Below are 23,422 nucleotides of genomic sequence, written 5' to 3' on the forward strand. Positions count from 1 at the left end.
AGCTATGATTTCGTCAAAACCAAAGTCCAATAATTTCCGCTTCTTCCCAAGCCTATCGCCGTCATATTGCCATTCATAATGTTATTGCAATGCCCTGTGCTTGCCATCCATCCATTAAAAACCGCCTCCTCAGAAGTAAAGCCCCTTGCAACATTTTCAGCAACAGAACTCGCCGTATGTCCTACCGCAAGCACTCTATCACTTATACTAGAGCCATTGCTTCCTGTATGACTCATAAAGTTATTTTCAGCCATGTCCTCACTATGTTTGGTGGCAGCTTCTTCCAATAGATCGTCCCAAGTTACTGCTCTTACTGCTGGCTTCACTGTAGTTCCACAATTACAACCCGTTGCTCGAACTTCATTGATTAGTTCCAATATTTTTTCCTTGTCAAAATTTCTTGTTTCAGTATCCGTAGTTATCGTTGTTTTTTCACAAGCTGTAAAGGCAAAAATTAAACACAATAAAGCATAAAGGGATAATGGATTGAATGTTCTCATTTGTTTTTATTTAAAAATGAATATATGATCAAAAATACAAATTAATACGTTGCTAATTCAAAAATAAAAGAAACCAATCTTGGAGGTTTTGTTCTATCTTCATTATCAAACCATTCCTGCCACTTGACACAATGTAACCCCGCTTTTTTAGCTTGTTCTATATAATCTGAGATGTGATGAACATAGCAATTTAAACTCACTCGTTCACCATTTTGTTCAAAACTAGCTTTGCTCCCCATATATTGTTTAAAAGGATGCAATTCTGAAACAAAAAACGTTCCCTGAGGTTTCATTACTCTAGCAGCTTCAGCAAAAATAGGTTCCAAGTTTTCGATATGCTCTAAGACTAGATTTGCCAGCACCAAATCAACTTGCTCATCTTTTAGCGGCCATTTTTGATTGAGATCACTTTCAAAAATTTCGACAGCAGCCCCCTTTACCTTTTGCTGGAGTAGTTTTAGCATTTCCAATGAAAAATCTATTGCTGTAATATGCTTTGCTTTATGTGCCAACCAAGCGGTGTTTTTTCCTGTTCCAGCTCCTATTTCCAAAACCTGCTCAAACTCATACTCCTTTAACACCTCCTGTGTAATTTTTAAGTCTAAATCACGTGTTTTATTCTCATTGGTATCATAAGTTGCTGCCCAAATGTTATAAAGTTCGTCGTTTTTCATGCTGTTTTTTGTAATTGATATGACTTTTGGATGCTTTGCTGAAATAATTTAATGCAATAAAAACCAACTAAAAATAATAATCCATAGCCTAGTGTAAGCCCCCAAGTTCGAGGATGTGCATAAGGATTCATAAAACGTTCAAGAATTTCTTGTGCCAAGCCCATAGGACTCGCAATAATATCCCAACTATTAAAACGCATATAACGCCCTAAATAAATTCCAAATGCATTTAAAAAGATGACCATTAAAAGGCTTAGTTGTACCATTTTTGAAGGCAAATAATGGTTTAAAAAACGCTCCATTAATAATAAAGTAGCATAAAACAAGATCACTCCTGTCAGTGCGTACGAAAATATTAACAAGGTATCAAACCAAAGTGGAGCGCTATGTTTCCAATATTTAAGATGGAATAAATCCGTTATAATATAAGGAGAATTGGGTAAAAATAATAGACTAACACCAAACATGATCCAAGCCAATACATTCAGCCTCTTTTTAGCCAATATACTTACTGCTACCTGCATAAATACAAAGGGCAAAAAAGCTAAAAATAAGTTCCAAACTAAAAACCTAAAGTCATATCCATCTGAATAAAAAATCCTAAAAAGGATTAAACCAAAATCATAAGAAAACAATAGAAATAAGGTTGTTAAAAATGGATTCAACACAATATATTGCTTACTATTTTTCAAAAGCGTTTTCATAACAATCAATTAATTATAGTTTTATAAAGTAATCAACACTCACTTTGAAATTCAAAGTACTTTCATAAAAATAGTAAATAGCCTTTAAAATTGCTTTGGACAAGCTTTATTTTAACATAAAATTACGGTTTGCTTTATTTTTTGGTTGTTATGAGTAGTATACGGTTTCAAATTCTATATTTTCCCTAAGCCGATTCCCCTAGCCACTTTAGTACATTGTCGTGCCAAATCATTGCCTGTTCTTCCTTGGTTATGATGTTATGCTCAACTGCTTCGTCCAAGACCTTACCAGGATAAGAATTAGGAACATCCTCCATTTCTCCAAGTGGATATGGGTCGTCTATTCCTGCCACAATTTGTGCAACCCCACAGCGATTTTTGAGCAGCTGAAAGGTATGAACGTCGTGTACCAGCGTATCAAAAAACAAATTTGGATGCCCTACAGCCTCTCTAGGGTGTTTGGTGTCTGGAAACAGATCGGGTCGCCCATCAAAACCTTGCGCTCTGCGCCCCAAATTAGCCTGTCCTAACATACAGCCATGAGCAAAACAAGTTCGAATATTCGGAAAACGATTGGGAATATCTTTTAGCGTATACAAATGCAGGGTGTCTGCTGTTTGTGCCATCATCCAAACCAAATGGAATCGCCAAAATTGATCCTTTAATTGGATCATTTTCTGCCCATCGTAGGGATGAATTTCTAAGGCTAGTTGGTACTTATTGGCCAGCTCATAAATAGGATACACACTTTCATCTGCTACAGAGGTCCATTGTCCTTCCGAATTTAAAAAATGGGTAGGCAAGCACAACAAAGACAAGTTGTGTTTTTCTACGCAACGCTCAATTTCCTGAAGCGCAAAATCAAGATGCAATGGTTGTACAACAAAGCCACTAGTAAATTGCTGTGGGTGGTTGTGCTGTACCTCGGCATTAAAATCGTTTTGAAAGCGAATCGCATCTCTAGTATTTTCCAAGGACAAACCATTGCAATACAATTGAGATAAATTCAAAATTACGGTTCGTTCGATTTCATTTTTTTCCATCCACTCCAATTTTTCTTTTAAGAAAAAACTTGGTGCAGTGATCGGACGAGACCAGTTTTTTTGGCGCATAAAACGCTTATCCTCATCAATCCAAAACAATTCTTTGTCCTTCATGAACGCTGGAATTTGATGCGGTTCTGGCAGTAAATGCCCATGTCCATTTATTTTTGATTTGCTCATTTTATTGTTTTTATTTCTATGAAATTTCGCAGATTCAAATGCAAGATATATATTAATGATTATCGTCAATGGATTTGTATAACTTAATGTGGCATTTTTTTGTTGATTTGTATCATTGAAGGGCGTACAGCTCCTACAAAAAGGCAACTTTTGGCTCCTTGACTAAGTAAGTAATTATTCCTTCATTTTTCTTAACCTATTCCCTGATGTTATTACACCGTTTATTGCTTTTTATACTGATTGGACTTGCAATTTATACCACTAGGCTAGATTGGATTTATTTACAAGAATTCGATATTGGTACTACTCCTTCTTGGTTTTTTATGTATAATCGTAGAGTCCTGAAAGAAGTCCTTCCTTTTGTTTATACGATCTATGTTGTAATCGGTCTTTTCATTTTATTTTTTCCCAAAAAACCTTCTTATAGAAAGAATGGCGTGCTGTTGTCAATTTTTATGGTCTTTTTCATAATTATATTAGGAGCAATACTCCTCTATTACCAATCCAAAGAAGATAATATCGCTAAACACAGTACAGGTTTTACATGGTTTGCTCTTGCGAATGGAGCTATTTTAATTCACTTATTTGTTTTCTTACCTGTAGCTGCAAATAGCAATTATCACGACAAAATACTAGATCATGAAATTAAGAATGAGTAAAACACAAAAACAAATGAGTAAATCAATTGGTATTATTCCAGCCCGCTATGCATCCAGTCGTTTTCCAGGAAAACCACTTGTCGATATTGCAGGAAAAAGCATGATACAGCGAGTATATGAGCAAGTTGCTCTATCTAAACTGGATCAAGTTATTGTTGCGACAGACGACCAAAGAATTTATGATACAGTAAAAAAATTTGGAGGAAAAGTAGTAATGACTGGTCAACATGAAAATGGGACATCAAGATGTATTGAAGCCTTTTTGAAGACCGATCAAGAATATGATATTTTAGTCAATATACAAGGAGATGAGCCATTCATACAGCCTGCACAAATCAATGCAGCCTTAGCCGCTTTTAAGGTTCCTCAAACGTCAATTGCGACACTCGCCAAACGAGTTACTCACCTAAACGACCTTCTTAATTCCAACGTTGTAAAAGTGGCCTTCTCCAATCCAATTGAGACAGGGGTTTACAACGCCTTATATTTTAGCCGCAGCCCTATCCCCTTTGTGCGAGATTTGCCACAAGAAGAATGGTTAGCACAACATCATTTTTATAAACATATTGGGTTGTATGCTTTTAGTCGTTCTTTTTTAATCGACCACTATCCACACATCAAACCGAGTCGATTAGAAGCGATGGAAATGTTGGAACAATTGTCTTGGTTAGAAAATGGTTATGCTATTCGAATTTTAGAAACCACCATTGAAACGCCCAATATTGATACGCCTAAGGATCTTGAAATTGCCTTGGATTGGTTAAAGAGTAATCCTCTAATCATTTAAGGATAGCAAACCAATCCATTACTTACGCTCTGCTACATTGCTAATGACCCAAAAGTTATGTTCTTTTAATTGATCGTCTGTAGATCGATGCAAAACTTCTGTGGCATTAAAGGGAAGTTTTGCTTTGGCAAATGCTGCTCTAAATTCTTGAATGTGTTTTTTGCCAATAACCAAAACGGTCGGTTGTTCTTCTTGAAATGCCGCTATTGCTTCAGACAAATACATTTCTTCATGAGCACCAAATCGTTGCTGGGCATAGACCAACAAGCTAATTTTTAATTGTTTAATATCAAATTCAGTTAAAATTAACCGTGCTTCTTCATTTTTTCCGCTCAATTCATAGGCGGTTTCGATCACCTCATCAAAAGATTTGATAGCAGATTGCTCAACTAAAGGACTAACACAGGCCCAAAGTAAAAACATAAAGGCTGCTCCAAAAATGGCGATATGCTGATAGAGCTGATTAATTCCTGTTCTTTTCTGTAGCAAGCGAATTAATAACACCAATAAAACAAAACTCATTGGCAATAAATATCCTAAGGCTGAATTTCCTACAAAGTACTGTCCCAAAATTGGTAAACCAATGATGACAAGACCAAAGATTAAGGCATACAACCCTAAGCCCACATTAACCAAAGATCGATTGGCAGGCTCCTTTTCTAGTTGTTCAATTTGTAAAGCCATCAATAAGGCCAGCGCAGGTTGTGCTCCCATAGAATAAGAAGGCAATTTACTGCTCATAAACTCCCAAAAAAACCAGCCCATTACGACCCAAAGTAATAAGGTTAACTGTTGTTCGGATGGTCGAACGAAGCTCTTTAATGTTGATTTTAGCGTCAACAACCAAAACGGCAGCCAAGTCAAAAAAGCAATGCTTAATACAACGAAGTGATAACCTATAAATCCAGATTGCCCCAAAACAGATCCCCCTATTCTTCTCAAAACATACCATTCCCACAAAAAAGGCAATAGGTGAATTTTATGCCCATTGGCTTCTTCTTGCCACCACTCCGCAAAGGGAATTCCATTGCCTGTCTCTTGCCATAGTGCCCAATCTTGTAAGTAAGATAAGTAACACCAAAGTGCAAAAGGAGCAATTGCCAGCCACCCAAAAAACCAAGGATGTGTTCGAATTAATTGTTTGCGCTTAGGATGGAAAATAGCCAATAAAATCCAAAGTCCTCCTACCAATAAAATAATTGGCGGTCCTTTGACTAAAATTCCCAAAGCGATTGACAGCCACAGACCAAGGTTCCATTTCCAAGAGGGACGATTTAAAAAGTTGAGCAGCGACAGAACCGCTACGGTTTCAAATAACAACAAAGAAGCATCTGTTAATGCTATTTTGCCCATTAAAGGCAATTGAACGGACGTTGCCAAAATAACAGCAGCCCGCCCTGCATTTTTGTCCCCCACTAAGGTTCGCCCCATTCTAAAAACCATCAAACAGGTCAATAAAATGGCTAAAACACTGGGCATTCTAACCGCAAATTCATTGACTCCAAAAATTTGATAGGAAATAGCAATCGACCAAAAATGAAACGGTGTTTTACGATGAATCACCGACCATTGATATTCTGGATTCACCCAATCTCCAGAGTTTAGCATTTCTATTGCAAACCCAGCATAAGCTGCTTCATCTTCATCCCATAGGGTAACAGAATGGTTCATCCACAATAGATTTACCACGAATACAATACCGATCAACCAAACAAATTGGGTGGACTTTTTCATTCAATTAGAGTCTTTAAGAAATAATCATTACTCAACATAAAAAGGAGCTACCGATTAAAGTAGCTCCAAAATTATCATTTTCTTTTAGTATTCCGAATAAAATTTGCGCTTCTATCCTTCAAAGTGCAAGGAAATAGAGAAACCTCGACTAAATAGTTTGTCTATCACAGAGGAAAAAACAAGTTGTTGATTTTGATCGTGAAGATTCCTTAGTCCATAAGAAAATTTAACTTCTGGTGATAAAATAAAATAAGGAAAAAATATCTGAAATCCCAATCCTAATTCTACTGCCAAATCATGTGCATCTAGCTGAACCATCTCATTCGCTTGCCTTGTATTCGAATTAGAAGATAAATCCATGCTGTATTTTATTCCTGCAATGACAAATAAACGAACATCATTATAAGGTTCAGATTTGTATCTAAAATAGATTGGAAATTCCAAAAATACAGACTCCACTTTTTTATCTACTGTTCCATCATAAACCATCTGATAGGATAACGTTTTGTCTGCAAAAGAAACCGTTGGAGCTAATAAGCGAAAATCAAAATATTTGTTGAGTCCAAAATTGGCAATAAAACCAATATGAAATCCTGGTCCATAAGTTGCATTCACGGTTTTAATAGAATCATTTTGGATGAGGTCTGTGCTTTTTTCAACTCGATATCGAGAAAAATTAGTTCCTAATGCGATTCCAAAATAATAGTTCTTCTTGGAGTATTTGTTGATATAATTAAAAGAGCCTCTTTGGGCAAAAGAAAGGTTAGCACAAACAAATACAAAAAAAATAGCTAAGCCTATCGCTGTTCTAGATAGTCGGGGGGATTTTGTTGGCATTTTGTAATAGAGATAATGGTGTACAAATCAAAAATTATTCAATCCTATAATTTGTAGAAACATTCCATAGATCGCTTATTTTAATTGGGGTTATTCAACAGTATCGTTCACTAACCAAGAACGAATTTCACCCATACAAACGCTGCTTTGTTCCCAAAAGTTGGGTTGCCAATTTTGTTGTTTCAAGTATTCAACCTAAGTTGAAAGGCAAAAATAACTAGCTATAAATTGAAGCCATCTTTTTTTATAAAAACCAACATACTGAGCCTTAAAATAGGCAGCCATAAGCTCCACTTTTTGTGTGGTAACATCAAGCTTATCAATTGTATCTAATAGAGGGATTGGGGGTACTGGGCAATAAAATGCTCTTGGGGGCTTTGTCGTAGAGTAAATGAATAGAAATAAAAAACTAGTTCAAGACTTATTGTTCTTGAACTAGTTTTTCTGTGTACAGAACAAACTATATCACGAGCAAAGCGAACTATAAGTGAAACGCTCATGAGGAACGAATAGCTAAACAATTGGAATTAAATAAAGTAAGGGATTAATGGAACTATTTTTCAGATATTAGATCGTTACACTTTTAGATTATAGACCCTATTAGGCTGTTATAGGGTCTATAATCTAAAAGCAAAGCGATCTAGCATCTAAGATCGAAATATAAGTTTTAGCTTAAACTGTACTTTATAAGTATCCTTTACCTGTTTTGTCCTGTACTCAGCTAGTTTTTATAAAACAGTATTTATTCCAAAAAAATTCAATTTCTTTGTCTTCGTCTTAAAAATTGAGGCAACAACTAGCCTTCAAAATGTAACGAAATAGCAAAACCTCTAGAGAACAACTTATCGATCGTAGAAGAAAAGGTAAGCACTTCGTCTCTAGCATGGATGTCCATAACTCCATAAGAAAACTTGATCTCTGGAGATAGGATAAAATAAGGGAAAAACACTTGGAAACCAACACCAAATTCTATCGCAAGGTCGTGCTGCTGTAATTTTAGTAAATCTTCTGCTTTTCGAGAACGAGAATTGGAAGCCAAATCAACGCTATATTTTAATCCTCCAACTACAAATACTCTAAAATCTTTGTAGGGCTTAGACTTGTACCGAAAATGCACAGGGAATTCTAAAAATACAGATTCCATCTTTTTTTCGACCAAGGTATTGTTGGTCATTAAATATTGTATTTTTCGATCGGCAAAAGAAAGTGTTGGCAATAAAAACCGAAAATCAAAGTGCTTGCCCAATTTAATATTGGCTACAATTCCTAGGTTAAACCCTGGACCATACACAGAGTTTACAGTCATTACAGAATCACTATTAACAAGCATGGGGTGTTTTTCGATTCGATAGCCAGAAGCATTAAACCCTAATGTAATTCCAAAATAATAGCTCTTTTTGGAAAATTTATTATCATAATTAAAAGAGCCTTTCTGAGCATTGGAAACCAATGGGGCAAAAAAGCACAGTAATGCTACTCCTATTATTTTGTAGCAGTGTAAATGGAACAAATTCCTAATGAAAGTTTTTTGCATGTTGCGTTTTTTAGTCCAATATTAGTTAATAAATCTAAAAAATCTTGTCCTTCAGGAAATGCTTGAACAGATTCGTAGAGATACCCATAGGCTTTTTTGTCTTTAGAGGTTATTCGCCCAATAAAAGGCAAAACATATTTAAAATAAAAATTAAACCCCTGTTTAAAGGGGAATATTGTGGGTTTAGAAAATTCTAACACCACTAATTTTGCATTAGGCTGCAAAACTCGCACCATATCTTTCAATCCAGCCTCTACATTGGCAAAATTACGCACACCAAAAGCTACAATTGCAGCGTCAAAGGTATCCTTTTCAAAAGGAAGATGCTCTGAATCTCCTTCTTGCAAACTTATAACGTCATCAAACCCTAGTTTTTGTATCTTTTTTTCTCCAACTTCCAACATTTTAACAGAAATATCTATTCCTGTGATTTTTTTTGGTTTTAATTGACGATAAGCAGCTATGGCCAAATCCCCTGTTCCTGTAGCTACATCCAAGATATTTTGGGGTTGATCTGCTTCCAGTGTTGCAATTGCTTTTTTTCTCCAACTTCGATCGATCCCCAAGGATAAAAAGTGGTTTAAAAAATCATAATATTTTGCAATATTATTGAACATAGTGGAAACCTGTCCCTTTTTTTCTGCATTATCTTCATAAGGTTTTATTTCTTCTGCTTTTACTTCTTTTATGCTCATAGTATATTGGTAATTATGTTTTTGTACAATCAATTGATTTTATTGGGTAGAGGCTCCTTACAAATTAAACGGAACTAGCCCTTTGAGGTTCATAATTCTTGTTATCTTTGCAGGCACAAATTTAGTACATTAATTACTAATTATGAATAGGGTCATACAAGATTCATGAAATAATTGTAAATACTTATTGCTTTTAGCTATCTAGATAGATTCTATACTATCTAAAATAGAGCGATAATTAGCCCCAAAAATAAGCTGCAAGTTATATCTTGCACTTGTTTTATAGCTCTGAAGCAATAAATAGCTAGACCAACAACAATTATCATCACGACCTCTAAAAAGAATCGTGTATTAAAAATTTAAGAATGGAAATTTATCACGCTAAATATATATCAAGCCACACCAAGCTTAGTCAATGTCCTAAGCCAGATCGCCCAGAATATGCATTTATTGGTCGCTCTAATGTGGGCAAATCTTCATTGATTAACATGGTTTGCAACAATAAATCTTTGGCAAAAACATCGAGCCAACCTGGAAAAACGCAAACCATTAATTATTATGATGTAGACGAAGATTGGTACCTAGTGGATTTGCCAGGCTATGGCTATGCCCGTATTGCTCAACGTACTCGTCAAGTTTGGCGAGAAATGATTGGTGATTATTTCACTAAACGCCCAAATATTCAGTGTGCTTTTTTGTTAATAGATAGCTGTATTCCTCCCCAAGAAAAAGACATCGAATTTGCCAATTGGATGGGAGAAAATCGAGTACCTTTTATTATTGTATTTACAAAAAACGATAAAAAGAAATCTTCTAAAAATAAAAACTTTTTAAGCGATTTCAAAAAGGAGTTTCTTAAGTATTGGAACGAAATGCCGCAATATTTTATCACTTCTTCCAAACAAAAAACAGGAAGAGATGGAATCTTAGAATTTATTGGTTCGCTCAATGATCAATACTATGATTACTTAGACAGCATCAAAGAATAGTTAGGCATCCCCCAAAACAGAAAGACAATTTTGAAGACCAGCATTTCATATACAGATATATTCAAACTATCCATTCCCATTATGATCGGTTCTGCTGTGCAGAACTTAATTACCTTAACTGATACTATTTTTTTGGGTCGTGTCGGTGAAATTGAACTAGGCGCCATCGGCTTGGTGGGTGTGTTTTACTTAATGATTGCCTCCATTGGTTATAGTTTTTCCAAGGCTGGGCAAATCATGATTGCTCGACGAATGGGCGCACAAGAACTGGAAAAGATTGGCACTATTTATTATTCGATGCTTGCTTTTGCACTATCCTTAGCCCTTTTGCTTTTTTTGTTTATGCAATTTGGCGGCGATTACTTTTTTGCCCTTTTTGTTAACAACAAAGATATTTATACGGCCTGTATTGCCTATCTGGACTACCGCTCTGCGGGGATATTTTTCAGTTATGCAGGTGTTATTATTGTAGCACTATATACTGGTGTCGCTCGCACACAAGTCATTATATACAATGCATTGGTACTAGGAATAGCCAACACCATCCTCAATTATGGGTTAATTTTTGGCAAGTGGGGCTTGCCTGAAATGGGAATTGCAGGGGCAGGTTTGGCCAGTACAATAGCAGAGGGGCTTGCCTTTTTAATTTTTATCGTTTATATTTTATTAGACAAAAAAAACAGAGCCTATGGTTTGTTTGGAACTCCCAATGCTACCCATTCTCAAACCGCTGTTTTAGATGAAGCAATAAACCTCCCTAAACGCAAGTTTCCTAGCATTAATGTTGATATTATTAAAGCTCAGCTCAAGCTCTCGACCCCCATTGTTTTACAATCAGTCGTTGGTATGGGGAGTTGGTTTATCTTCTTTATTATAATAGAAGATATGGGGAAAACAGAATTGGCTATTTCTAATATTATGCGGGCTGTTTATTTGCTCTTTATGATTCCCTGCTGGGGTTTTGCTTCTAGCATCAATACTTTAGCCTCCAATTTGATTGGTAAAAACAAAATGGATGAGGTTTTTACGGTAACAACTAAAACCGCTATTTTATCCTTTGGGGTGACCATGATTTGTGCTGTTTCGATGCTGATTGCGCCAGAAGTTGTTCTTAGAGTAGGAACGGACAACTTAGATTTGATCCAACAATCTGTTCGACTAACAGGCGTTTTAACTGGCATTCTAGCATTATTTTCAATTGGTGCTATTTACTTTAATGGTTTGGTTGGAACAGGAGCCACTAATCAAGCGCTCTTTTTTCAAGTCATTTGTGTTATTTTTTATCTCATATATATCTATGTAGTTGTTCATCTATTAGGTTGCAGCTTAGAGACCGCATGGATGGCAGAATTCTATTATTGGATTATTTCTTTGGTTACCTCTATTTGGTATTTGCGCTCGAATCGATGGAAAAATATTCAGGTTTAGATTTATGCTCTAAAAAAGCTAGGGACTCAACAAAAAACAATGCTTATTAGTTTAATACTTTCTATCCTACCAGGTATTTTTATTATCTACTATATTTATAATAAAGATAAATACGAAAAAGAGCCGTTTTATTACATTGCTTTTTGTTTTTTATTTGGGGTGCTCAGTTGTATCCCTGCCATTTTGGGTACTTTGTCTGTTGAATATTGGATGGGCGTCCCAGATCCGCCCAAGTCTTTGGACATGAAAGTGGTGGCATTTTATGCCTTTGTTGCTGTCGCACTGAGCGAAGAATTGGCAAAGTATATTTTTCTGAGATGCTACATTTATAGAAAAGAAGCCTTTAATGAGCCTATGGATGGAATTGTTTATGCTGTTGTGATCGGGATGGGCTTTGCCATTGTAGAAAATATACTTTATGTGATTGATGGGGGTATACAAGCAGCCTTAGTCCGTATGTTTACGGCCGTTCCTGGACATGCTACTTTTGGGGTTATCATGGGTTATTATGTGGGTTTAGCAAAGTTTGAACCTCGCAAAAATCAGTCTATAAAACTGCACCTCCAAGGAGTTTTATTGGCAATTGGCGTGCATGGAACTTACGACTTTTTCATTTTTCAAAATAACTATGCCTTATTAAGTGTTTTGGCATTCGTAGTGCTCTTTGCCAGTATTAGAATGTCTAAGCAATTAATACAGCAACATCTTGATAACTCACCTTACCAATAAGCCCCCCCTATCTCTTTCGACCTATCAAAATCATTATCTCTTTGGGCGCTTTCTACTTCCAAAAGGCAATTAAAATGGAAAACTATTTCTAGTGCCTGATGGTCATGAGTTCGCATGCTTAGTTAGATCGCTATGTTGAATATATATAAACGAAGTGGTCTAAAGTCCAATAAAGCGTTAAACCGAGGTTCTTATTTAGCCTATTTTTTAGTTTTATCCTGTACTCAAAAAAATAATTTTAAAAAAATATTATATTTATGCTATAAATGTCTATAGAATTGTTCTATCCCCTATGAGCAAAAACTTGCCTTACATATTCTGTCCTATCGTTTGTATTATTCTCGATTTTTTTGTTATTAATAGATCAGCCAATGCCCCCAACGATAAAAACTATCCGTAAATTCTCTCTCATCCATTCATCAATTGTTTCTTTCTTTTTCGTTTTTTTATTGATTAGTTTAAAAAATGATCTAATAGGGCAAACACAAAACCTCGTGGGTAGTGTAAATGGAGAACCCATTACCTTCAAACAGTTGGAAGAGTACCATAAGGAATTTATTAACAAAAGAATAACTCAAGAAAACGAATTATACGATACTTGGGATTTTTTAGTTTCGAATGCTCTTCTTCGTCAGAGTTGCAATGCAATTGGCATTGGGGTTACCCCAAAAGAAATAGAAGATTTATTGTTTGCTAGTGAAGAAAATGCTCGCATTAGCCCAATTGTTAGGCTAGAATTAGGAGATGCTCGAACGGGTCAAATTGATAGAAAAAGAATCAAAGAAACCGCTTTTTATTTTGCAAACTTTGATACCTATTCTAAAGAAGAACAACAGGCACAACTAGCCAATAAAAAGACCTGGGATCGGCTATTAACCAAAATCAAAGAAACACGTCTCAGGAACAAATACTTTTCGCTACTAGAAAGTGGTCTATACACCCCTAAATGGGTCACAAAGTCATCCATCGCACAGAACAAGACTTCATTTAACTTTAAGTATGTCTTCATTTCATATTCCCCCTTCGACGAGCTTCCTGTTTCAGAACAAGAAATAAAAAATTACCTTACCAAAAATGCAAAAAGATACCAACAACCTCCTACTGCTAGCCTCGAATTTGTTCGCTTTCACAATCTGCTCTCTCGTTCTGATTATGTAGTTATCCCCAAAAGAATGAATGAGCTAGCAAAAGAATGGAAAACGGCAAAAAGTGATCGCTTGTTTTTATCTAAAAATGACCTAGAAATAGAGGATGGTTTTCATAAACGATCAACGATTGATGCCCCCCCAGCCATTATAGATTCTATCTTTGGAGCAAAGGAAGGCACTATTATAGGGCCTTATACTCACTTTGATAACTCTAAAATAACCAAAGTAATTCAACGAGTGCAATTACCCGACTCTGTCCGTGCTCGTCACATCCTTATCCCTATTCCTAAAGATGGGGATATAGTGCAAGTCAAAAGACATTTAGATTCTTTGAGACAACTTATTCTTGATCAGAAAATAACTTTTGAAGCAGCTGCCCTAAGATATAGTCAAGATGAGACTAGAACAACAGGAGGCGATCTAGGTTTTGTAATACAGGATGGACACTTTACCAAAAAATTAGAAAATTACTTATTCTCTCCTCGTCCAAAAGAGGCCTTAGATTTGATTTTAACGCCATTGGGATGGCACCTTATTCAAATAACAGATAGAAAATTTGCAACAAAATCAGAGGGAGTTCATATCGCCACGATTACTCTTCCCTCTCTCCCTAGCAAAAAAAAATCAGATGCTCTTTTAGCACGAGCCAAGCGTTTTATCCAAAACAACCGAACTCTTAACGATTTTAGAAAAGCAGCCCAACAACAAAATTTATCCATAGGTTATGCTTATGACATAGCACCTAACGACTATAGGGTTGCAAATTTAGGTGCCAATTCATCTATAGCAGAACTTATTAAGTGGGTACATACTGAAGCCAAAGTAGGTGAGGTTGCCTCAAAGCCTTATATGACCTATAACAGGTGGGAGGTATTCCACAATGACAGTACTAAGGTTGTAAAAGAATTTATCGTTCCTGTTCTTGTTTTTTTGGGAGAAGAAGGAAAGGCTAACTTGATGACACCTAACAATAAATTGATTGTTAAGTATCTATTGCGCCACGAAAAAAAGAAGGCACTTGTTGCCTCTCAAATTAAAGGACTCACATTAGATGAGATTGCCAAACTTTATAATGTGCCATTAAACAATGCTAAATCTTTTAACGTTAAGGCTTCTGAGTTTATAAATTGGAGGTTTGGAGCTCCCGTAGGGGCAGTAGTTGCCATTTCGAAAAAAGGAGAACCCTCTAATCCCATCAAAGGAAAAGATGGGCTTTATATCATTGAACTGGAAAGTAAAGAGCCTTTAAATACTCAAGATTCTAAAAATAAAAAGCATTTTTTTTACACAAACATGATGAGTAACTGGTATTCTAATGCTAAAAAGAGGGCGGATATAAAAGATTATCGATTAGAGCATCTACTCATTAAACAGCACTAAGTACACTGTAACAAAAATTTATGCTCAACGCATAGGTCAAAAATTATAAATAAATGAGATTCTTTATAACCTTAAGTTTTATTTTCTTTGCCGCTCCTATTTTTTCACAAAAAGAAAACCTTGCTGTAACGAATGAAGCCGCAGCCAATGAAGCCATCTTTTTAGCAGAATCCTATTTTAGAGAAGACTCTTTTGAATTGGCTTTTAATGGTCGAGATAGTCGTTCTCCCTCTATTCCTAATTTTTTAGGATTTAAGGATATTATTGAACAATACAAAGACACCAAGGCCGCTAATCTTGCCTATCGTTATGCTGGGGTCTGTTTATTAAACATGGGTGCCTATACAGAGGCCATTGGCTATTTGTCTAATTTCCAGACTAAGGATCCTTTTCTTCAAATAACAAACGATGGATTAATTGGAGATGCTTATGCTGAACTCAATGATTTTCAAACTGCGCTTAAATACTATACCCAAGCCATCAATGGCGAAAAGGATGAAATGCTTACGCCCTATTTTTTGTATAAAATTGGGTTGCTAATGGAAATTCATTTTAAAGACTTAAAAAAGGCAAAAAAATACTATCAAAAAATTAGTAACAACTACCCCACTTTTGCAGAACGACAAAATATTGAAGCGGATCTAATTCGGATAACAGGAGATTATTAATGCTCTGTTTACAAAAAACACTCAAAATAAAATCAGCAAATTATTATACAACAGTCTAACTATCACCACTAAGCATCATCACCTGAATAAATCCTTCTCATTATTCTTTTAATTTTATTTTGCAACGTACTCACATATAAGTAAACAATTATATATATTTGAGGCATTTAACGCAATCATACTCCGTTATTTTTTTGTTTTTTTTGCAAAAAAGCAAAAAAACATCTTGTGGTTTTCAATGGAGTAATGACACAAATAAAACCTGTTTTAAAAGCAATAAATGAATCTATATTTTACCCTAATCGTATTTGTCCAATTATTTATTCTTCTTCTAAAGAACAATTGTTTTGTTGAGAAAACATCTATACTCAACCTATTCCTCCACTCCCCACACAGAACATTAAATAGAACGCTATAATCCATCTAACATTAATCTAGGGTAATGCATTATCCTCATAGCTTCTCTATAATTAATCTAAATTAAAATAAAATAAATACAGGTAGCTAATACAAGCCCCCTCCCCTGTCCTCTGTCCTTATCTAGCAGATTACTCAATATTCAAACACTATAAAAAAGATAATGAAGAAAGAAATAAAGACTATAGGTATTATAGGCATGGGCTCGGTAGGAACCTCCATTGCTTACCTTCTGCAAAAAGCCAATTTGAATATAATTGCATTTAAACCAAAGGCTAAAACATATCGACAATTAATGCAAGATGGGAAAATAAAAATTATTAATAAAACAACTCCTAATGCACCTTCTTCAACTGGGCAATTAAACATCAACATTACGGACTCTTTGCTAGAGTTGGTCAATCACTCGGATTTGATCCTCAATTGTTGTTTGTTCCCCCAAAGTTCAGACACCTATCATTTTAACCCTTATCAAAAGGCAATACTCAAGAAAAAAAACACCCCCATTTTAGCTTTTCCTGGCACCTTAGGTTCAACGTGGTTTATCGGCTTAGGAAAAATAGAAGTAGGGCTAATTGGTTATTCTCCCGTTTTTTCAACAAAAGAAAACACCCTGCCCTCTTCTGCTGGCTTAACCATAAAACTACTGGATTTTAAATCTAGAATCCCTTTGGCTCATGATGATCCTAATACTCGTTTATATCTATTGGATTTTTTTAACAAACACCTTAAGTTTAAAGATAAGGTGCCTACATTTATCGATGGAGGTTCTTGCCTTCAAACGGCTCTAAGTTCTCCTATTTCAACCATCAATGCAGCTGCTATTTGTAATAAAGCTCAACAGCTTATTGACTCCAATGGTCAAGCGATCAAAGGAGCAATATATGCCTTAGAGGAGGAATATTCGCAACTTTTCCAAAATGCATTCCAAGAACAACTAAACGTTGCCAATGCATTGGATCTTTTTAATCTTCCCACTATAAAAGATTGGTTAAGCAATCGAAAAAACAACCTACAATCCAATTGTGTCACTGACATGTTACACCAAACCTACAAAAATAAAATCATAGCAATTTCAGGAACAGATCGTCGCATCACAGAATCTTACTATGCGCTCTTGTTCTTCAAAACATTTGCTCAAACCTTGGGTATTCAAGTCCCTGCTACAGAAATTTTAATTACCCAAATCAAACAATTACAACAAGCACTAAGCAAAAGTTACGCTTTTCAAGACATAGACTTAGCGCTTCAAAATGCAGCGTTGCACTATGCAAAAAATATTCTAAGCAAAAGAGAAATTGGAGAGTTGGTCATTTAAGTGCTAAAACAACTACTAAAACGTAGCACGATTAACGTAAAATACCTTTATTTGAATATGTATGGAGTCTACGATGTTCAAATAAAGGTATTTTAAGTTAATTTTTCATCCTATATTCAGAATGTTAGGGTATTACTGTATAACTAAAAGGTTGACTCTTTACACTGTTGATACTATCTGTGTCTACCCAAAAAACAGTCGTTGAACTAGCAGACCCTACAACTCCCTGATGCTCAAAACCTAACTTAAAAGGAATAGAATCCATTGGAGGAACATCTACATAATGTCTTATTACAGAGGATGAGTAGCAGAGTAAGTTTGTTTTAGGAAAAATATACCAAGCAGCAGGATTTCTATATTCATTGGTTCTGGCCCACTCTACCCTTATTGGAGTTGAATTATCATTCGCCACCCAAACAAGATGACTATAGTCAAAAACACTTGTACTATATCCTGTTTGATTGGCAGCAGATGCTAGATTGAGCCTAAAATAACTTGCCAATGTTGTAAAGGTATACTGTACTGTTTGAATAGTAAGTTGAGGATTGGTAACATCATAAAAATCAATTTTACCACCTCCTTTTCCTACCTTTCCATTCGGCATCATGGTTAGCGTCACCTCCACAGAGCTGTTAGCAAGAATATTCAAACGACCAGTGCTGCTTGCAGTCCCATTAATATCATAAGTCCACCCTGTGATGTTTTGCAAATCCGTTCGCTCCCATTCAATTGTTGCATCTTGATTACTTGTATTTTTAACAACAACCTTGAACATAATAGGATTGCTAGCCAATCCTGTTTTGGCTATCGATGTTTCAGACAAAGAAACTTGAACGGGGTCAGGTGGAGAAGTGCAGGCTACTAATAAGGTAAAAATCATTAGCACAAAATAATAATACGTCTTTTTCATTGGTATATTTTTCTGGGGGATAACAGATTCTTACAGATACAATATATTGAAATTCAAGTAAAATACAAACTAAAACTGGCATTAAAACGTATTTTAATGCCAATTAGATTAAAAACTTCCTTGCTATTCACTAAAGCAGAACGTTATTTAACAATGATTATCGTTATACTTTTATTTCAACCACTTGATGTTGCAACCAGCACTTGGATATTGTTTTTCTGTCACTGCTTCTCCTGCCAATAAAGCATCAATAGCTGCTCTTAAATCTTCTCCCGTCACAGGCACATCTGTATTGGGTCTAGACGCACACAACCGACCTCTATAACGCAATTTTAAATCTACATCAAACACATAAAAATCTGGCGTACAAGCGGCATCATAAGCCTTGGCAACCACCTGAGTTGCGTCGTACAAATAAGGAAATGGATAACCAACCTCTGCTGCCAATGCTTTCATCTTTTCAGGGCTATCTTGCGGATAATTTTCTACATCGTTAGAACTAATGGCAACAAAAGATACCCCTTTAGCCATATACTCCTTAGATAGCGCTACTAATTCTTCATTGATGTGCAATACATAAGGACAATGATTGCAGGTAAACATTACCACCGTAGCCTTATCTGATTTCAGTTCGTCCAAACTAATTTCTTTACCGCTCACGGTGTCCAAAAGTGCAAAATCAGGCGCCTCCATTCCCAATGGAAGCATATTAGATTCTGTAAGTGCCATACTTTATTGTTATTTATTTTATGCTGTTAATATTTTTCATTCTTTGAATCCTCCTCTCGAACAGGATCTAATTCTATAGTCGCTACTACCTGAGCATGATCTGATTCCCAACAATTGATTTCTTTATTAGCAAAGGTTTGGTCGACAATATGATCGTTAAAGGTACGAACATAAACGACTCTTCCTATACGATTCGGGTTTTCTTTTACCAATTCTTGGCTAACCATGATATGATCCAAACTTTCGTAATGACCATTATGAATATGGGTATAATAAACATCCTTAGAAGATTGTCTCGCCTGTATATCCTTGACATGATACAACAAAATATCCCACAATTTTTTCTTTTGTTCAAACGACCAATAACGTGGAGGTGCCTGTCCCGAAATAATCTGTGTGGTCACAGAGGTATGCGTATCGTTTAAATCGCCTAAAGTAATAACAGGAGTGGTTCTATTTTTTAAGCTTTCCAGCAAAATCGCTCGTAAGGCATTCGCTTCAGAAGCTCTAAGCAGCAAAGAACGAGCTTCTCCCTTTGATATTTCCAATGGATCATGACGATCAACATTATCAGGAATCAATGGGCGCTTAGATTTTAGGTGCGCTACAAAAACCGTCAAGTTTATCCCCGAAGGCAATTCAACCATTGCTTTTAGAACAGGTCTAGAGAATTCAGTAAAAGGAACCACCAAGCCCTCTACTTCCAATTGTTCTGGAAAATCTGAATAAACAGTGTACGATGTAATGGGGTATCTAGAAACAATTGCTACTGCTGGGCTTCCTCCTTTTCTTGCTCCCATAACTACCGCTGCCCCTTTATACAAAGGGTGTTCTTTTATGACTTCTCGCAATGCTTCCTCATCAAACAATTCTTGAAAACCAATAATATCAGCATCCATTTTTGTTAACTGATCTGAGATCCAAGCTTTTTTCTTTCGGTATTCTTCTATCGTATAACTTCGTTTGCCATAAAACTTTTTATTGGGCAATACCAGATTTAATAAATTAAAAGAAGCAACTTTTAGATTTTTTTTCTCGTTGGAATTCATACGCTTATTCAATTTAATAGCTTGCTAAACGCCTAAAGTAATATCGATACCTTGAAGTGGTTTAACACAGGGTTATTCAAAAAAACTTATTCAACTCATTAGCAAGCACTTAACAAAACACCATTTTATATGTTGTTGTACTTATCATTGGTTCGCTTCACACTTGATAATGAGCTGAATAAAAGGTTATTCTTACCTTGTAATGATGATTTTATGAGATTCTACATCTTTTTTAGTAACAATATTAATAAAGTTTACTCCAGAACACAAATTTGAGACATCTAGTTTAAAATTTTTCGACTTTATATTGGTGTGCGATTGACATCTTTTGCCTCTAGCGTCGTATACTTCAATCGTAACCTCTTCCTTTAACATTTCTTTGAAACGAACCGTTACATAATTCTGAGCTGGATTCGGTGCTACTACAGCAGAAGGAGATCGTTGTTTTGCCACCTTTTGAGTTGCCAACAATGGGCTATAGTTAGGTATAATGATGCACCTAGAACCATTTGTTGGTCGCCATAAAGGAACTCCAGCAGGCAATAAAGTCCCTTGGTGATCGTCCAATAATTGAGGAATATTTGCGATGCTATCGGGAAAAGGTATCACTGATTTAATTTGAATTCTTTCTTGATTGATGTTAATAAAAAAGAAACCGCTAATCTGTTCTACATCTTGTGTCACAGAATCAATAGGTGCATAAGCTGGTCTAGGAGGAGCCCCCCAAGAACCATCGCCCAAAAATACAGCTCCCAAACTGTCGTTTCTAACCAAATCGTGATAAAGGGTATCAGCTGCTGGGTCATAAATTAGAGGATAAGTAGTCTTTAGTACATGGGCATGAGATTCGCAAGCCAAACGCACGCCATAAGTAGCAAATTCCGAAGCCCAGCAATCAATTAAGTCCGTCCGAGCCGAATAATTAGCATGTGGAACCATGGGCTGGTGATACTGCACAATTTTCCAGTAAGGGCTATTAGAAGGTGTACTATTTTGTTGTAAATCGTTGATAAACCAGTTTTTTTGAATCACATCTGCACAAACATCAGATGGTTCAGAATTTAGGGTGTACAAACGAAATAAATTTCCTCCAAAATTAGTCGCATAGTAAACATCTGTATTGGGTACATCAAAAAATTGATCCAAATCTACTGCGTCTTCATGATTGCCCAAGGAATGAATAATGGGAGTCAATCGTCCATCTGGTCCTATCGACAATTCCCAATCGTCAAACCACTCCCCCCAATCGTCTTCGCTGTTGGCTGTAAAGGGAATATCATAATTTCGAATATAGTCACCTGTAAAAGCTACAAAATCTGGTCGAATTCTTGCTACAATCGTGTTCAAATCTTGTCGGGTTTCTCGGCAACCATTGCCCCAACAAGGAGGGTCTCCTATTCCCAAAAAAGACAGTCGCTTACGAGAATCTCCCCCCGAAATAAACGAAATAGCTTGATTAGGATCATCCGAAATGGTTCTAAAAGAATAACGTTTAGTCGCATCTCCTTGTATCGCAAAATAATAAACGGTTCCTGGTTGAAGGTTATTTAAACGAACAAAATAATGGGTATTTCCTTTATGATTAGTGCTTCTATCTACTACCTGAGACATTGCATAAGCAGCGTGATTATTAACTCCATGATCAACCGTGTCATAATGTAAGGTTCCAACTCCTCCTGTCCATCCTAAAACAATGGTGGTCGATGGATCATCTCGATAGGTTGCTCGTACCCATTTGGCTTGCCCAATAGCTTCTTGAGCAAAAAGCAGTAGCGTTAATCCCAAGATTAAAGCTTGTAAAATAGTAGTCATTCTAAAATTCATAGCACTAAACTTAACTTTTTGGTTAATTGATTTTTATTAATGCTCCAAGATACTACAAAAAACTTGATTTGGGAACTTGCTTTTCTAATTCTACCGACAAGATGTATTATTTTTTTTACAATTCATAACTGTCGCCCAAATCAGGTATCTCAATATGATTAAAACCTCGATCAAATAGATAGTCTCTAAATTCTGCTTGGACAGGGTATTCGCCATGTACTAAAAATAATTTTTTAAGCTGTTTTTGATTTTGCAAAAAGTTGAACAACTCGATTTGATCAGCATGTGCTGAGAAAGAAACCAATCGCTTTATCCTCGCTTTTACCTTTTTTCGTTCTCCATACAAATAGACCGTTTTTGCCCCTTTCAATAATTGCCCTCCTAAGGTTCTAGGGGCGCAATACCCCACCATCAAAATGGTATTTTTGGGGTCTTCTACCATATGAAATAAATGGCGACGTACTCGCCCTGATGTCATCATTCCAGAAGAGCTAATCACAATACAAGGTTCTTTAGATTTTGCCAATCGATTTGCCAAACCTGACCGTTTTACATAATTTAATCCTGAAAAACCAAATGGATTAGGATCCACCATCAAATAGTCGTGCAGTTGTTCATCATAACATTCTGGGTGCGTTCTAAATATATCCACGGCATTAATTGCCAAGGGGCTATCTATATAAACAGGAATTTTGGGCAATTTGCCTGCTGTTTCTAGCTGATCTAACATATAAATTAGACTTTGAGTCCTTCCTACACTAAAGGCAGGGATCAACAACTTCCCCTCATTCAAAACACAAGTTTCTCGAACAACATAAAGTAAATCATTTAAATCTGCGGTATAATTTTTATGAACTTTGCCGCCATAAGTAGATTCACAAATCAAATAATCCACGACTGGCATGGGAATGGGGTCTTTTAGAATTGGTCGTTCGCTTCGTCCCACATCTCCCGTAAAACCAAACAAGACAGGCTCCTCTCCTGCTTCTTCTATCTTGAGCGTAACACTTGCAGATCCCAAAATATGCCCTGTATCCCTAAAAAATACCTCTAGTCCAATCTCTACAAAATGCCAACGCTCATAGCTCAAACCTGTAAAAAAATAAAGAGCTTGTTTAGCATCTTCGCAAGTATATAAGGGGGGATTTAACTCGTCTGCTTCGTTCTCCTGAATTTTTCCTGCATCCATCAGCATAATTGAAGCTAAACTTCGAGTAGCATGTGTGCATAAAATTTGCCCCTTAAAACCATCCCTTACCAATTTAGGTACACGACCAATATGATCGATGTGGGCATGAGAAAGGATAAGAAAATCAATTTCTTTGGGATCAAAATGCGCCCATTGCTGATTGTAATCTCGCATATCCGTTTCATTACCTTGATACAAACCACAATCCAAAAGGATTTTATGCCCATTTTTCAGGCTCAACAAATGACTGCTCCCCGTAACATCCCGTGCTGCACCACAAAACTTTATATTCATATT

Annotated in this window: 21 protein-coding genes; 8 read left to right on the forward strand and 13 right to left on the reverse strand. The window is 36.1% G+C overall.

What is annotated here, in order from left to right; translation table 11 throughout:
- Positions 1 to 2 precede the first annotated feature (2 nt).
- The 4 genes from AsAng_RS12290 to AsAng_RS12305 all read right to left on the reverse strand — a co-directional run bounded on the left by AsAng_RS12290 (position 3) and on the right by AsAng_RS12305 (position 3,101).
- Positions 3 to 500 carry a CAP domain-containing protein gene (locus tag AsAng_RS12290; RefSeq protein WP_264793086.1) on the reverse strand — a complete coding sequence of 166 codons (498 nt, stop codon included), beginning with the start codon at positions 498 to 500 and terminating at the stop codon, positions 3 to 5.
- A gap of 41 nt (positions 501 to 541) precedes the next feature.
- Positions 542 to 1,174 (reverse strand): class I SAM-dependent methyltransferase, encoded by a 633-nt coding sequence (locus AsAng_RS12295; protein WP_264793087.1) that lies wholly within the window; start codon positions 1,172 to 1,174, stop codon positions 542 to 544.
- Positions 1,171 to 1,878: a DUF1361 domain-containing protein gene (locus tag AsAng_RS12300; RefSeq protein WP_264793088.1), complete on the reverse strand. Its 708-nt coding sequence runs from the start codon at positions 1,876 to 1,878 to the stop codon at positions 1,171 to 1,173. Before AsAng_RS12300 ends, AsAng_RS12295 begins: the two co-directional genes overlap by 4 nt.
- A gap of 185 nt (positions 1,879 to 2,063) precedes the next feature.
- Positions 2,064 to 3,101 carry an amidohydrolase family protein gene (locus AsAng_RS12305; protein ID WP_264793089.1) on the reverse strand — a complete coding sequence of 346 codons (1,038 nt, stop codon included), beginning with the start codon at positions 3,099 to 3,101 and terminating at the stop codon, positions 2,064 to 2,066.
- A 206-nt stretch (positions 3,102 to 3,307) separates the two neighbouring features.
- Between AsAng_RS12305 and AsAng_RS12310 the strand changes: the two genes are divergently transcribed.
- Positions 3,308 to 3,760, forward strand: coding sequence for a hypothetical protein (locus tag AsAng_RS12310; RefSeq protein WP_264793090.1), 453 nt, complete (start codon positions 3,308 to 3,310; stop codon positions 3,758 to 3,760).
- Positions 3,761 to 3,773: 13 nt separating this feature from the next.
- Complete coding sequence (gene kdsB, locus AsAng_RS12315) at positions 3,774 to 4,547, forward strand: 3-deoxy-manno-octulosonate cytidylyltransferase (RefSeq protein WP_264793091.1); 774 nt, start codon at positions 3,774 to 3,776, stop codon at positions 4,545 to 4,547.
- Positions 4,548 to 4,565: 18 nt separating this feature from the next.
- Here kdsB and AsAng_RS12320 read toward each other — a convergent pair whose 3' ends face one another.
- The 4 genes from AsAng_RS12320 to ubiE all read right to left on the reverse strand — a co-directional run bounded on the left by AsAng_RS12320 (position 4,566) and on the right by ubiE (position 9,347).
- Complete coding sequence (locus AsAng_RS12320) at positions 4,566 to 6,281, reverse strand: ArnT family glycosyltransferase (RefSeq protein ID WP_264793092.1); 1,716 nt, start codon at positions 6,279 to 6,281, stop codon at positions 4,566 to 4,568.
- Between the two features lie 111 nt (positions 6,282 to 6,392).
- Positions 6,393 to 7,118 (reverse strand): type IX secretion/gliding motility protein PorT/SprT, encoded by a 726-nt coding sequence (gene porT, locus AsAng_RS12325; RefSeq protein ID WP_264793093.1) that lies wholly within the window; start codon positions 7,116 to 7,118, stop codon positions 6,393 to 6,395.
- A gap of 796 nt (positions 7,119 to 7,914) precedes the next feature.
- Positions 7,915 to 8,652 carry a type IX secretion/gliding motility protein PorT/SprT gene (gene porT, locus AsAng_RS12330; RefSeq protein ID WP_264793094.1) on the reverse strand — a complete coding sequence of 246 codons (738 nt, stop codon included), beginning with the start codon at positions 8,650 to 8,652 and terminating at the stop codon, positions 7,915 to 7,917.
- Positions 8,601 to 9,347 carry a bifunctional demethylmenaquinone methyltransferase/2-methoxy-6-polyprenyl-1,4-benzoquinol methylase UbiE gene (ubiE, locus tag AsAng_RS12335; RefSeq protein ID WP_264793095.1) on the reverse strand — a complete coding sequence of 249 codons (747 nt, stop codon included), beginning with the start codon at positions 9,345 to 9,347 and terminating at the stop codon, positions 8,601 to 8,603. The genes porT (AsAng_RS12330) and ubiE overlap by 52 nt, the downstream gene beginning before the upstream one ends.
- A 365-nt stretch (positions 9,348 to 9,712) precedes the next feature.
- Here ubiE and yihA point away from each other — a divergent pair, with 365 nt between their 5' ends.
- The 6 genes from yihA (at position 9,713) to AsAng_RS12365 (ending at position 17,424) form a co-directional block, all read left to right on the forward strand.
- A complete protein-coding gene (yihA, locus tag AsAng_RS12340; RefSeq protein ID WP_264793096.1) occupies positions 9,713 to 10,336 on the forward strand; it encodes a ribosome biogenesis GTP-binding protein YihA/YsxC in 624 nt (207 codons plus the stop codon).
- A gap of 30 nt (positions 10,337 to 10,366) precedes the next feature.
- A complete protein-coding gene (locus tag AsAng_RS12345; protein ID WP_264793097.1) occupies positions 10,367 to 11,764 on the forward strand; it encodes an MATE family efflux transporter in 1,398 nt (465 codons plus the stop codon).
- Positions 11,765 to 11,803: 39 nt separating this feature from the next.
- Positions 11,804 to 12,493 (forward strand): PrsW family intramembrane metalloprotease, encoded by a 690-nt coding sequence (locus AsAng_RS12350; RefSeq protein WP_264793098.1) that lies wholly within the window; start codon positions 11,804 to 11,806, stop codon positions 12,491 to 12,493.
- A gap of 371 nt (positions 12,494 to 12,864) precedes the next feature.
- Entirely contained in the window at positions 12,865 to 15,021 is a 2,157-nt protein-coding gene (locus AsAng_RS12355; protein WP_264793099.1) for a peptidylprolyl isomerase, read from the forward strand.
- A 53-nt stretch (positions 15,022 to 15,074) separates the two neighbouring features.
- Positions 15,075 to 15,689 (forward strand): tetratricopeptide repeat protein, encoded by a 615-nt coding sequence (locus AsAng_RS12360; protein WP_264793100.1) that lies wholly within the window; start codon positions 15,075 to 15,077, stop codon positions 15,687 to 15,689.
- A gap of 580 nt (positions 15,690 to 16,269) precedes the next feature.
- Positions 16,270 to 17,424 carry an NAD(P)-binding domain-containing protein gene (locus AsAng_RS12365; protein ID WP_264793101.1) on the forward strand — a complete coding sequence of 385 codons (1,155 nt, stop codon included), beginning with the start codon at positions 16,270 to 16,272 and terminating at the stop codon, positions 17,422 to 17,424.
- A gap of 124 nt (positions 17,425 to 17,548) precedes the next feature.
- Here AsAng_RS12365 and AsAng_RS12370 read toward each other — a convergent pair whose 3' ends face one another.
- From AsAng_RS12370 to AsAng_RS12390, 5 genes are all read right to left on the reverse strand, one after another.
- Complete coding sequence (locus AsAng_RS12370) at positions 17,549 to 18,334, reverse strand: hypothetical protein (protein WP_264793102.1); 786 nt, start codon at positions 18,332 to 18,334, stop codon at positions 17,549 to 17,551.
- A gap of 171 nt (positions 18,335 to 18,505) precedes the next feature.
- Positions 18,506 to 19,063: a thioredoxin family protein gene (locus AsAng_RS12375; protein WP_264793103.1), complete on the reverse strand. Its 558-nt coding sequence runs from the start codon at positions 19,061 to 19,063 to the stop codon at positions 18,506 to 18,508.
- Positions 19,064 to 19,089: 26 nt separating this feature from the next.
- A complete protein-coding gene (locus tag AsAng_RS12380) occupies positions 19,090 to 20,112 on the reverse strand; it encodes an endonuclease/exonuclease/phosphatase family protein (RefSeq protein ID WP_264793104.1) in 1,023 nt (340 codons plus the stop codon).
- A gap of 192 nt (positions 20,113 to 20,304) precedes the next feature.
- The gene (locus tag AsAng_RS12385) at positions 20,305 to 21,936 is read right to left on the reverse strand and encodes a T9SS type A sorting domain-containing protein (protein ID WP_264793105.1); all 1,632 of its coding nucleotides are present in this window, start codon (positions 21,934 to 21,936) and stop codon (positions 20,305 to 20,307) included.
- Between the two features lie 115 nt (positions 21,937 to 22,051).
- On the reverse strand, positions 22,052 to 23,419 hold the full coding sequence (locus tag AsAng_RS12390) for an MBL fold metallo-hydrolase RNA specificity domain-containing protein (protein WP_264793106.1): 1,368 nt from the start codon (positions 23,417 to 23,419) through the stop codon (positions 22,052 to 22,054).
- Positions 23,420 to 23,422 lie beyond the last annotated feature (3 nt).

The organism is Aureispira anguillae, from assembly GCF_026000115.1.
GTDB lineage: Bacteria > Bacteroidota > Bacteroidia > Chitinophagales > Saprospiraceae > Aureispira > Aureispira anguillae.